This is a genomic window from Rhizobacter sp. P1_G5 (genome assembly GCF_056405435.1).
This window is the reverse complement of sequence record NZ_JBFUCB010000133.1, coordinates 1-11,724: the sequence shown is the minus strand read 5'-3', so window position 1 is coordinate 11,724 and position 11,724 is coordinate 1. Positions and strand designations below refer to the sequence as shown.

Below are 11,724 nucleotides of genomic sequence, written 5' to 3'. Positions count from 1 at the left end.
GTTCTGCGTCGCGAACAGCGTGTTGTGCCAGGTCGAGAAGCTCTCCAGGTGCACCCAGCTCATCCAGCTGGTGGTGTACGGGCACTTGACGCCGGCGGCCTTCAGCTTGGCGGCGGCCAGCGTCACCTCGGGCCAGGTCGTCGGGGCCTTGTTCGGGTCGAGGCCGGCGGCCTTGAAGGCGTCCTTGTTGTAGTAGAAGATCGTCGTCGAGCTGTTGAACGGGAACGACAGCATCTCGCCGTTCGGCGCGGTGTAGTAGCCCGAGACCGCCGGCACGTAGCCCTTCGGGTCGAAGCTGACGCCGCTCTGCTTCATCACTTCGCCGACCGGCTTGATCGCGCCCTTGGCCGACATCATCGTCGCGGTGCCGACCTCGAACACCTGCAGGATGTGCGGCGCATTGCCGGCGCGGAAGGCAGCCACTGCGGCGGTCATCGACTCGTCGTAGTTGCCCTTGAAGGTCGGGGTGACCTTGTACTCTTTCTGGCTGTTGTTGAACTGCGTGGCCAGGTCGTTGACCCATTCGTTCAGGCCGCCGGTCATCGAGTGCCACCACTGCACTTCGACCTGGGCGTGGACCGGGCCGGCGAGCGCCAGCGCGGCGAAGCCGGCGGCGGCGAGGGCGGCGTATCTTTTCGTTGTCATGTACTTCTCCGGAAAATGACGGTTGGTTTTTGACCAGCCGCGCAGTGTGCTACGAGTTTGTGACAGTCCGTTTATGTCGTGGATGGTCGGCCGCGGCAACGGGATTTACCCCGCCGGATCCCCGGGGCGGGGCGCGCCCGGCACCGAACAGGTGCTGAGGTACCATTTGCGTCCAAGTGCCCCCACAGGCGTGCTGCAGCCTGGCCCCCATGAACGCACCCATCCCGCTGAACCAGATCGCCGCGGCGACTGCCGCGCACAAGGCGCCCCGCCTGCGCGAGATTCCGTACAACTACACCTCGTTCTCCGACCGCGAGATCGTGATCCGGATCCTGGGATCGCGGGCCTGGGAGTTGCTGGACCGCCTGCGCGACGAGCGCCAGACCGGCCGCTCCGCCCGCATGCTCTACGAGGTGCTGGGCGACATCTGGGTGGTGCAGCGCAACCCCTACCTGCAGGATGACCTGCTCGACAACCCGCGCCGCCGCCGCCTGCTGATCGAGGCGCTGAACCACCGGCTGCGCGAGGTGCAGGCGCGGCGGAATCCCGCGGTTGCCAACGAGAGCGATGCGCAGCGCGACGCCTCGGTCGGCGAGTTGCTGGACGCCGCCCACCAGGCCGTGCAGGCCTTCGCCGACCAGTTCGACGCGATGGACGCGCTGCGCCGCAAGGCCACGCGGGCGCTCGGYCGCCACACCGCAAAGGACAACATCAAGTACGACGGCCTGTCGCGCGTCTCGCACGTGACCGATGCCACCGACTGGCGTGTCGAGTACCCGTTCGTCGTGCTGACCCCCGACACCGAGGCCGAGATGGCGGCGCTCGTGAAGGCGTGCATCGAGCTKGGCCTGACRATCRTSCCGCGYGGKGGCGGCACCGGCTACACCGGCGGCGCCGTGCCGCTGACCTGGAACAGCGCGGTCATCAACACCGAGAAGCTCGAGGCGATGACCGAGGTCGAGGTGATGCGCCTGCCCGGCATGGACCGCGACGTGGCGACCATCTGGACCGAGGCCGGCGTCGTCACGCAGCGCGTGGCCGATGCCGCCGAGCGCGCCGGCCACGTGTTCGCGGTCGACCCGACCTCGGCCGAGGCTTCGTGCGTCGGCGGCAACATCGCGATGAACGCCGGCGGCAAGAAGGCCGTGCTGTGGGGTACCGCGCTCGACAACCTGGCCTCGTGGCGCATGGTCACGCCCGACGCGAAGTGGCTCGAGGTGGTGCGGCTCGACCACAACATGGGCAAGATCCACGACGTGGAGGTGGCCCGCTTCGAGCTGAAGTACTTCGATGCGACCGGCAAGGTGCTCGAACGCACCGAGCAGCTCGACGTGCCGGGCCGCACCTTCCGCAAGGAAGGCCTGGGCAAGGACGTCACCGACAAGTTCCTCGCCGGCCTGCCGGGCATCCAGAAGGAAGGCTGCGACGGCCTGATCACCAGCGCGCGCTGGGTGGTGCACAAGATGCCGGCGCACACCCGCACGGTGTGCCTGGAGTTCTTCGGCAACGCGAAGGATGCGGTGCCGTCGATCGTCGAGATCAAGGATTTCATGTTCGCCGAGCAGAAGAAGCCCGGCGGCGCGATCCTGGCCGGCCTGGAGCACCTGGACGACCGGTATCTCAAGGCCGTGGGCTACGCGACCAAGAGCAAGCGCGGCGGCCTGCCCAAGATGGTGCTGGTGGGCGACATCGCCGGCGACGATGCCGACGCGGTGGCGCGCGCCACCAGCGAGGTGGTGCGGCTGGCCAACGGCCGGGCCGGCGAGGGCTTCGTCGCGGTCAGCGCCGAGGCGCGCAAGAAGTTCTGGCTCGACCGCAAGCGCACCGCGGCGATCAGCCGCCACACCAACGCGTTCAAGGTGAACGAGGACGTGGTGATCCCGCTGCCGCGCATGGGCGAATACACCAACGGCATCGAGCGCATCAATATCGAGCTCTCGCTGCGCAACAAGCTGGCGCTGGTCGACGCGCTGGAAGACTTCTTCGTCGCCGGCCAGCTGCCGCTGGGCAAGAGCGACGACGCGAACCAGATCGCGTCGGCCGAGCTGCTCGAAGACCGCGTGCAGCAGGCGCTGGCGCTGCTGCGCGACGTGCGCGGGCTGTGGTCGCACTGGTTGTCGAACCTCGACCAGGTGCAGGCTGATCGGGGTGTGACCTTCTTCGACGACCTGCAGGACCACACGCTGCGCGCGTCGTGGAAGGCGCAGATCCGCACGCCGCTGCAGGGCATCTTCGCCGGGGCCACGCTGTCGCCGATCGTCGACGCCTGCCAGAAGATCCACGCGGACGTGCTGCGCGGCCGCGTGTGGGTGGCGCTGCACATGCATGCCGGCGACGGCAACGTGCACACCAACATCCCCGTCAACAGCGACAACTACGAGATGCTGCAGACGGCGCACGAGGCGGTGGCGCGCATCATGAAGCTCGCGCGCTCGCTCGACGGCGTGATCTCCGGCGAGCACGGCATCGGCATCACCAAGCTCGAGTTCCTGACCGATGACGAGCTGGCCGGCTTCACCGCCTACAAGCAGCGCGTCGACCCCGAGGGCCGCTTCAACAAGGGCAAGCTGCTGCGCGACGCGAGCTTCGGCGGGGTGCGCCTGAAGGCCGACCTGACCAACGCCTACACGCCGAGCTTCGGGCTGATGGGGCACGAGTCGCTGATCATGCAGCAGAGCGACATCGGCGAGATCGCCGCGTCGGTGAAGGATTGCCTGCGCTGCGGCAAGTGCAAGCCGGTGTGCGCGACGCACGTGCCGCGCGCCAACCTGCTGTACAGCCCGCGCAACAAGATCCTCGCGACCTCGCTGCTGGTCGAGGCCTTCCTGTACGAGGAGCAGACGCGCCGCGGTGTGTCGATCAAGCACTGGGAGGAGTTCGAGGACGTGGCCGACCACTGCACGGTGTGCCACAAGTGCCTGAGCCCGTGCCCGGTGAAGATCGACTTCGGCGACGTGTCGATGAACATGCGCAACCTGCTGCGCAAGATGGGCAAGAAGAGCTTCCGCCCCGGCAACAAGATGGCGATGATGATGCTCAACGCCACCAACCCGGAGACCATCAAGCTGCTGCGCGGCGCGATGGTCGACGTGGGCTTCAAGGCGCAGCGTGCGGCCAACAACCTGCTGCGCGGCCTCGCGAAGAAGCAGACCGCCGCGCCGCGCTCGACGGTGGGCACCGCGCCGCTCAAGGAGCAGGTGATCCACTTCATCAACAAGAAGMTGCCGGGCGGGCTGCCGAAGAAGACGGCGCGGGCGCTGCTGGACATCGAGGACAAGAACTACGTCCCGATCATCCGCAACCCGAAGGCGACGACGGCCGAGACCGAGGCGGTGTTCTATTTCCCGGGCTGCGGCTCGGAGCGGCTGTTCTCGCAGGTGGGCCTGGCCACGCAGGCGATGCTGTGGCATGCCGGCGTGCAGACGGTGCTGCCGCCGGGCTACCTGTGCTGCGGGTATCCGCAGCGCGGCTCGGGGCAGTTCGACAAGGCCGACAAGATCATCACCGACAACCGGGTGCTGTTCCACCGCGTGGCCAACACGCTGAACTACCTCGACATCAAGACGGTGGTGGTGAGCTGCGGCACCTGCTACGACCAGCTGCAGGGCTACCAGTTCGACAAGATCTTCCCGGGCTGCCGGATCATCGACATCCACGAGTACCTGCTGGAGAAGGGCATCACGCTCGACGCCACGCAGGGCGCGGGCTACCTCTACCACGACCCGTGCCACTCGCCGATGAAGCTGCAGGAGCCGATGAAGACGGTGCAGGCGCTGGTCGGCGGGAACCGGCCCGAGAGCGTGCTGAAGAGCGAGCGCTGCTGCGGCGAGAGCGGCACGCTGGGCGTGACGCGGCCCGACATCTCGACGCAGGTGCGCTTCCGCAAGGAAGAAGAGCTGCGCCGCGACGAGGCCAAGCTGCGCGCGACCGGCGCGGTGGCGGCCGAGGGGCCGGTGAAGATCCTGACCTCGTGCCCGAGCTGCCTGCAGGGGCTGTCGCGCTACGGCAATGACCTGCAGAACGGGCTGCTGGAGGCGGACTACATCGTCGTCGAGATGGCCAACAAGATCCTCGGGGCCGACTGGATGCCGGAGTATGTGGAGATGGCGAATGACGGCGGGATCGAGCGGGTCCTCGTCTGACGAGGACCCACCGTTCGGGCTGAGGCGGTTTCTCAGTCCGCGCTCAGCTTGCGCTCCTTGATCAGCGCATGCCAGAACTTCGTCTCTTGCGCCACGAAGCTCGCCAGCGCCGGCCCGTCGGTCGGCGCGACGTCCAGCCCGAACTCCTCCAGCCGCGCCTTCACCTCCGGCGTGCTGATCGCCTTGTGCATCTCCTGCGTGAGCCGCGTGACGATCTCGGGCGGTGTGCCGTGCGGCACGAACAGGCCCTGCCATGCCGTCACCTCGAAGCCCTTGATGCCCAGCTCGTCGAGCGTCGGCACGTCGGGCAGCGACGCGATGCGCTTCTTCGACATCACCGCCAGCGCCTTGACCTTGCCGCCCTTGATCTGCGGCAGCCCGGCCGCGGTGTCCAGCACCATCATCGGCACCTGGCCCGAGATGACATCCTGCACCGCGAGCGCCGTGCCGCGGTACGGCACGTGCACGACGAAGCTGCCGGTGCGGTCCTTCAGCAGCTCCATCGCCAGGTGGTGCGGGCTGCCGATGCCGGGTGACGCGTAGCTGTACTTGCCGGGGTTCTTCTTGATGGCATCGAGCAGCTGCTGCCCGCTCGTGAAGCCGGCGTTCGGGTTCACCGCGAGGATCAGCGGGAAGCGCGCCATGAAACCCACCGGCGCCAGATCCTTCGGGTCGTACGGCACCTTCTTGTACATCGCGGTGTTGAAGACCATCGCACCGTTGTCGCCGGTGACGATCGTGTAGCCGTCCGGCGGCGACTTGGCCGCGTTGTCGGTGCCGATCATGCCGGCCGCACCCGGGCGGTTGTCGATGATGATCGTCTGGCCGAGCTGCTTGCCCAGTTGCGGCGCCAGCTGGCGCGCGAGGAAGTCCGAGCCGCCGCCGGCCGGATAGGCCACCACCCAGCGGATCGGCTTCGAGGGCCAGGCGTCGGCGGCGTGGGCCGTGCCTGCGGACGCGAGCGCGCCGGCAAGGGCGAGGTTGAAGTGGCGGCGGGTGAACGCAGAAGTCATGACAGCGATCCGTCTCGGAAGAAGCCGCCGATGTTATCGGTGGCCGCCGATAATGCGCAGATGCCTGCAGACTTCCTCCGCCCCGCCCATCCCGCTCCCGGCTGCGAGCTGTGCCGCGAGAGCGGCGGCGCGCTGGTCTGGCAGGACGACGGCTGGCGCGTGATCCGCATCGCCGATGCGAACTTCCCCGGCTTCTACCGCGTCGTCTCGCGCCAGCACGTGGCCGAGTTCTCCGACCTCGACGCCGCCGCCCGGGCCCGTGCGATGACGCTGGTGGCCACTGTCGAGCGCGTGCTGCGCGAGGCGCTCGCACCGACCAAGATCAACCTCGCCGCGCTCGGCAACATGGTGCCGCACCTGCACTGGCACGTGATCGCGCGCTTCGACTGGGACAGCCACTTTCCGCAGCCCATTTGGGGCACGCGCCAGCGCGAGGTGCAGCCGCCCGCGGCCGACCGCCTGGCCGGCCCACTGACAAGCCTCGACGAGCGCGTCGCCGCGGCCCTGTCGCGCGCGACCTGAACCCTCCCACACTCGGATTCCCCATGGCCGGCCTCACTGCCCAGACCCCGCAACCCACCGCGATCACGGTGCACGAGCAGTCGCGCGTGCTCGAGGTGGCGTTCGCCGATGGCCGCAGCTTCCGCATCCCGTTCGAGCTGATGCGGGTCTACTCGCCGTCGGCCGAGGTCAAGGGCCACGGCCCGGGCCAGGAAACGCTGCAGACCGGCAAGCGCGAGGTCACGCTCACCGCGCTCGAGCCGGTCGGCAACTACGCGGTGCAGCCGACCTTCTCCGACGGCCACCAGACCGGCATCTTCTCGTGGGACTACCTGTATTTCCTGGGCTCGCAGGAGGCTGATCTCTGGCGGCAGTACGAGGCGCGGCTGCAGGCCGCCGGCGCCACGCGCGACACGCCGATGCCCGACAAGGCCGCATCCGCCTGCGGCCACCACCATTGACTGCGACGGACTGACCCATGAGCAACACCCATTTCGGCTTCGAGACCGTCGACGAGACCCGCAAGGCCGAGCGCGTGCGCGGCGTGTTCGATTCGGTCGCGTCGAAGTACGACCTGATGAACGACGTGCTGTCGATGGGCATGCACCGGGCCTGGAAGGCCTACACGGTGGCCGTCGCGAACCTGCGCGAGGGCGATTCGGTGCTCGACATCGCCGGCGGCACCGGCGACCTGGCCGGCGCGTTCGCGAAGAAGGTCGGCGAGCGCGGCACCGTCGTGCACACCGACATCAACGAGGCGATGCTGCACCACGGCCGCGACCGCATGCTCGACCAGGGCCTGGTGCTGCCGACGGCGATCTGCGATGCCGAGGCGCTGCCGTTCGCGAGCGATCGCTTCGACCTGGTCAGCGTCGCGTTCGGGCTGCGCAACATGACCCACAAGGACCGTGCGCTGGCCGAGATGTGCCGCGTGCTGCGCCCCGGCGGCCGGCTGCTGGTGCTGGAGTTCTCGAAGGTGGCCAAGCCGCTGGAGAAGTTCTACGACTGGTATTCGTTCAAGGCGCTGCCGCGCATCGGCCAGCTGGTGGCCGGTGACGCAGACAGTTACCGCTACCTCGCCGAATCGATCCGCATGCACCCCGACCAGCAGACGCTGAAGGCGATGATGAAGACCGCCGGTTTCGGCCACGTCGACGTGCACAACCTCAGCGCCGGCATCGTGGCGTTGCATGTGGGCATCAAGTGTTGACCTGACGCCTGCCGGCGCCCCCCTGTTCACGGGGGGGAGCCCCCGTTTAGAGGATTGGGCACCGGTCCACCTGTACTGACAATCCGCGCCATCTGCTTGCATCCCGTGCAGCACGCCGAAGTGATCGGCGGCAGCTCCGGGATGAAGTTCTGAAGGATGAGCGTCATGTTGAAGGTGTTTCAGTTACATGTCTCGGTGGCCACCCTGTTCGGGATGATCGCCGACGGTCTGCTGTGCTTCTTCGCCATCGTGCTGGCCGCCTCGTCGGTCCACATCCTGCCGGGCACGCCGGAAGCACCCGCCGGGCTGACGGTGCCCCACCTGTTCCTGTTCGCCAGCGGCTTCGCGATGGTGATGTCGCTGCTGTACGCCTTCGCCGGCCTGTACCGCCCGACCCCGATCGGCTTCGCCGCGATGCTGCGCCGCACACTGGCCGCGCTGGTCGTCGGCGCCTACGTGACCTACCTGGTGCTCGACAGCATCGCCAACGGCGGCTATGCGGTGCAGATCATGACCTCGGCCGTGCTGTACCTGTTGGTCGGCCTGGTGCTGGTGCGCGGCGCGATGTACCTGATGAGCCGCATGGCCACCATCCCGAAGGTGCTGATCGTCGGCAACGGCGCCGAGGCGCAGAGCGTCGCCAGCGACCTGATGACGATGAAGCGCCTGCGCCGCAACGTCGCCGGCTTCTTCCCGACCGAAGCCGATGCGGCCCCGGGGCTGCAGGTCGCGAGCCTGCGCGGCCACAAGGTGTTCTCGCGCGAGCTGTCGATCGAGGACATCGTGCGCGACCACCACATCGATGAAGTGATCGTCGCGGTGCGCGAACAGCGCGGCGGCAGCGTCCCGATGGACCAGCTGCTCGCCTGCCGCATCCGCGGCGTGCCGATCGTCGACCTGGCCGGCTTCTACGAGCGCGCCAAGTCCGAAGTGCCGATCGACAGCCTGAAGGCCAGCTGGCTGGTCTACGGCCAGGGCTTCGTGCAAGGCCGCCTGCGCATGATCCTGAAGCGCGCGTTCGACATCGCGAGCTCGTCGTTCCTGCTGCTGCTCGCCTCGCCGGTGATGCTGCTGGCGGTGCTGGCGATCCGCCTCGAAGGGCGCGGCCCGATCATCTACAAGCAGGAACGTGTCGGCCTCGGCGGCAAGATCTTCATGTGCATGAAGTTCCGCAGCATGCGCACCGATGCCGAGAAGGACGGCGTCGCCGTGTGGGCCACCAAGAACGATTCGCGCGTGACCCGCGTCGGCGCCTTCATGCGCAAGACCCGCATCGACGAGCTGCCGCAGCTGCTGTCGGTGCTGCGCGGCGAGATGAGCATGGTCGGCCCGCGCCCGGAGCGCCCGAGCTTCGTCAAGCAGCTGAAGGAACAGATCCCGTTCTACGACGTGCGCCACAGCATCAAGCCGGGCGTGACCGGCTGGGCCCAGGTGCGCTACAGCTACGGCGCCTCGGTCGACGACGCACGCCGCAAGCACCAGTTCGACCTGTACTACGTGAAGAACAACTCGCTGATGCTGGACCTGCTGGTGCTGATCGAAACCGTCAGCGTCGTGTTGTTCCGCGAAGGCGCCCACTGATTTCGCGCCGCATCAACGCACAGACGCAGAGACAAAAGGGAACTCGAGAATGAACGTCAAGACACTGTTGGGATGGTTCGGTGCGGCCGCGACGGCGCTGGTGCTGTCGGGCTGCGGCAGCCTGAGCGGCCTGCCGCCGGCGCCGAAGGTGGCCGAGACGCCGGACCACCGCTACCTGATCGGCGCGCTCGACAGCATCAACATCGTCGTGTGGCGCAATGCCGACCTGTCGTCCACCGTCACCGTGCGCCCGGACGGCCGCATCTCGACCCCGCTGGTCGAGGATGTGCTCGCCGCCGGCCGCAGCCCGGCCGACCTGGCGCGCGACATCGAGGCCAAGCTCGGCAAGTACATCCGCGACCCGGTCGTCACCGTCGTCGTCAACAACTTCCAGGGTTCGTTCTCGGAGCAGATCCGCATCATCGGCGAGGCGACCCGCCCGCAGTCGGTGCCGTACCGCCAGAACATGACGCTGCTGGACGTGATGATCCAGGCCGGCGGCCTGACCGAGTTCGCCGACGGCAATGCCGCCGTGCTGGTGCGCGGCACCGAGCAGGGCAAGCAGTACAGCGTGCGGCTGAAGGACCTGATCAAGCGCGGCGACATCTCGGCCAACGTCGACGTGAAGCCGGGCGACGTGATCATCGTCCCGCAAAGCTGGTTCTGATCGCCCTGGTCCTGAACCCGGTGGCCACCCCGATGCCCGGCGCCACCACCCCCTGTTGAGACGGTCGACCTCCGCGTGTCGACCCATCCAGAAGCTCCAAGATGAATGAGTTGACCCGTCAGATCTCGATCGTGCTGCGCACGATCTGGCAGCGCCGCTGGCTGGCGATGGCCGTCGCCTGGGCCACCGCCGTGGTGCTCGCGCTGATGGTGTGGGTGATCCCCAACCGCTACGAAGCCACCGCCAAGCTGTTCGTCGACACCCAATCGGTGCTGAAGCCGCTGATGGCCGGCCTCGCGTTCCAGCCCGACCTCGACCAGCAGGTGCGCATGCTCGCGAAGACGCTGCTGTCGCGCCCGAACATCGAACGCCTGATGGGCGACCCGGGCGTCGGCCTGGGCACGCTGACCGACCTGAAGCGCGAGCAGGCGATCGACCGCCTGACCGCCCGCATCAAGGTCGAGCACAGCGGCGGCAACCTGTACCTGATCAGCTACCGCGACGGCGACCCGAACCGCGCGAAGGCCGTCGTCGACGGGCTGGTGAACCTGTTCATCGATTCCGGCAACGACAGCAAGCAGCGCGACTCGCAGGACGCGAGCCGCTTCATCGACGAGCAGATCAAGGCCTACGAGGTCAAGCTGGTCGAGGCCGAGAACCGCGTGAAGGAATTCAAGCTGCGCAACTTCGGCGTCTCCGGCGTGTCGGGGCAGGACTACTTCGCCCGCATGTCGGTGCTGACCGACGAGGTCGGCAAGCTGCGCATGACGCTGGCCGCCGCCGAGCAGTCGCGCGACGCGCTGAAGCGCGAGCTGTCGAGCGAAGAGCCGAACGTGGCGGTCGACGCCCCGGCGCCGGCGGTGCCGATGGCGATGCAGACCGAGATCGATTCGCGCCTGGATGCGCAGCGCCGCTCGCTCGACGACCTGCTGCGCCGCTACACCGACGCGCACCCCGACGTGATCGCGGCGCGCCGCATGATCGGCCAGCTGGAAACCCAGAAGCGCCAGCAGGAGGCCGAGCGCGCGAAGGCGGCGGCCAAGGCCGGCGGCCGCGTCGCGTCGTCGAACCCGGTGTACCAGCGCCTGCGCATCGCGCTGGCCGAGGCCGAGGCCAATGTCGCGTCGCTGCGCAGCCAGCTCGGCGGCCAGCAGGAGCGCCTGGACCAGGTCAAGGCCACCGCGAGCCGCGTGCCGCAGGCCGAGGCCGAGCTCGCGCAGCTGAATCGCGACTACGACATCATGCGCAAGCAGTACGACATGCTGGTCTCGCGCCGCGAGGCCGCCTCGCTCGGGCTGAAGATCGACCAGTCGAAGAGCATGGCCGAGTACCGCCTGGTCGAGCCGCCGCGCGTGCCGGCCAAGGCCGCGTTCCCGGACCGCACCGCACTGGCCGTCGTCGCGATGATCCTCGCGCTGGCCGCCGGCGGCGGTGCCGCGTTCGGCATGGGCAAGCTCTACCCGACCTTCGACACGCAGGAGGCGCTGCAGGCCTTCGCGAAGCGCCCGGTGCTGGGGACGGTGTCGCGCCACCTCTCGATGGCGGCCGAGCGCGCGCAGCGCTTCGACCTCATCCGCCTGAGCGGCGCGATGGTGGTGTTCATGGCCTTGAACGTGACCTGGATCGCCTTGCTCGCGGGCGGCATCCAGCCCCACTGAACCGGACGACCGCCTCATCATGAGCATCATCGAACAAGCCACCCGCCGCCTCGAGGAACTGCGACGCGCCGGCATCGACGTGCCGAGCTGGGCGCCGACCGCCACCGAGCCGGGCTTCGGCCCGGTCACCGGCGCGCCGGGCGGTGCCGCCACGCTGGCGCCCCCGGCGCCGATCGCCCGTACCGTCGCCGACGACATCGAACTCGCGCCGCGCACCGTCGCACGCCCGACGCGGGCCGAGCGCGCCCCCACCAACGCCCGCTCGCGCGAGGTGCAGATCGACCTGCTGCGCCTCGCCGCCGAGGGC

9 protein-coding genes and 1 pseudogene are annotated in these 11,724 nt (G+C 68.3%); 8 read left to right on the top strand and 2 right to left on the bottom strand.

From position 1 onward, the window contains the following. Positions 1-645, bottom strand: a 645-nt coding sequence (locus tag AC1D12_RS12155; protein WP_477840620.1) for an extracellular solute-binding protein, incomplete at its 3' end; no start/stop codon positions are given. A gap of 209 nt (positions 646-854) precedes the next feature. Here AC1D12_RS12155 and AC1D12_RS12150 point away from each other — a divergent pair. After that, positions 855-4,787, top strand: coding sequence for a DUF3683 domain-containing protein (locus AC1D12_RS12150; protein WP_477840618.1), 3,933 nt, complete (start codon positions 855-857; stop codon positions 4,785-4,787). A gap of 32 nt (positions 4,788-4,819) precedes the next feature. Here the strand turns inward: AC1D12_RS12150 and AC1D12_RS12145 are convergent, their stop codons facing one another. Continuing rightward, a complete protein-coding gene (locus tag AC1D12_RS12145) occupies positions 4,820-5,800 on the bottom strand; it encodes a Bug family tripartite tricarboxylate transporter substrate binding protein (RefSeq protein WP_477840616.1) in 981 nt (326 codons plus the stop codon). 60 nt (positions 5,801-5,860) lie between these two features. Here AC1D12_RS12145 and AC1D12_RS12140 point away from each other — a divergent pair, with 60 nt between their 5' ends. From AC1D12_RS12140 to AC1D12_RS12110, 7 genes and pseudogenes are all read left to right on the top strand, one after another. Further along, on the top strand, positions 5,861-6,322 hold the full coding sequence (locus AC1D12_RS12140; RefSeq protein WP_465114033.1) for an HIT family protein: 462 nt from the start codon (positions 5,861-5,863) through the stop codon (positions 6,320-6,322). Positions 6,323-6,345: 23 nt separating this feature from the next. Further along, positions 6,346-6,762 carry a gamma-butyrobetaine hydroxylase family protein gene (locus tag AC1D12_RS12135; RefSeq protein WP_047505791.1) on the top strand — a complete coding sequence of 139 codons (417 nt, stop codon included), beginning with the start codon at positions 6,346-6,348 and terminating at the stop codon, positions 6,760-6,762. Positions 6,763-6,779: 17 nt separating this feature from the next. After that, positions 6,780-7,511: a bifunctional demethylmenaquinone methyltransferase/2-methoxy-6-polyprenyl-1,4-benzoquinol methylase UbiE gene (gene ubiE, locus AC1D12_RS12130; RefSeq protein ID WP_477840614.1), complete on the top strand. Its 732-nt coding sequence runs from the start codon at positions 6,780-6,782 to the stop codon at positions 7,509-7,511. Between the two features lie 165 nt (positions 7,512-7,676). Further along, positions 7,677-9,092 carry a TIGR03013 family XrtA/PEP-CTERM system glycosyltransferase gene (locus AC1D12_RS12125; protein ID WP_047505990.1) on the top strand — a complete coding sequence of 472 codons (1,416 nt, stop codon included), beginning with the start codon at positions 7,677-7,679 and terminating at the stop codon, positions 9,090-9,092. Positions 9,093-9,141: 49 nt separating this feature from the next. Further along, on the top strand, positions 9,142-9,759 hold the full coding sequence (locus tag AC1D12_RS12120) for an XrtA/PEP-CTERM system exopolysaccharide export protein (RefSeq protein WP_477827219.1): 618 nt from the start codon (positions 9,142-9,144) through the stop codon (positions 9,757-9,759). A gap of 101 nt (positions 9,760-9,860) precedes the next feature. Beyond that, entirely contained in the window at positions 9,861-11,417 is a 1,557-nt protein-coding gene (locus AC1D12_RS12115; protein ID WP_047505797.1) for an XrtA system polysaccharide chain length determinant, read from the top strand. 19 nt (positions 11,418-11,436) lie between these two features. Beyond that, positions 11,437-11,724: pseudogene (locus tag AC1D12_RS12110) on the top strand (hypothetical protein); the annotation flags it as partial.

Bases quoted from the DNA above. Each gene is read 5' to 3' on its own strand.
- AC1D12_RS12145 (WP_477840616.1), bottom strand. From the start codon at position 5,800: ATGACTTCTGCGTTCACCCGCCGCCACTTCAACCTCGCCCTTGCCGGC.
- AC1D12_RS12140 (WP_465114033.1), top strand. From the start codon at position 5,861: ATGCCTGCAGACTTCCTCCGCCCCGCCCATCCCGCTCCCGGCTGCGAG.
- AC1D12_RS12135 (WP_047505791.1), top strand. From the start codon at position 6,346: ATGGCCGGCCTCACTGCCCAGACCCCGCAACCCACCGCGATCACGGTG.
- ubiE (WP_477840614.1), top strand. From the start codon at position 6,780: ATGAGCAACACCCATTTCGGCTTCGAGACCGTCGACGAGACCCGCAAG.
- AC1D12_RS12125 (WP_047505990.1), top strand. From the start codon at position 7,677: ATGTTGAAGGTGTTTCAGTTACATGTCTCGGTGGCCACCCTGTTCGGG.
- AC1D12_RS12120 (WP_477827219.1), top strand. From the start codon at position 9,142: ATGAACGTCAAGACACTGTTGGGATGGTTCGGTGCGGCCGCGACGGCG.
- AC1D12_RS12115 (WP_047505797.1), top strand. From the start codon at position 9,861: ATGAATGAGTTGACCCGTCAGATCTCGATCGTGCTGCGCACGATCTGG.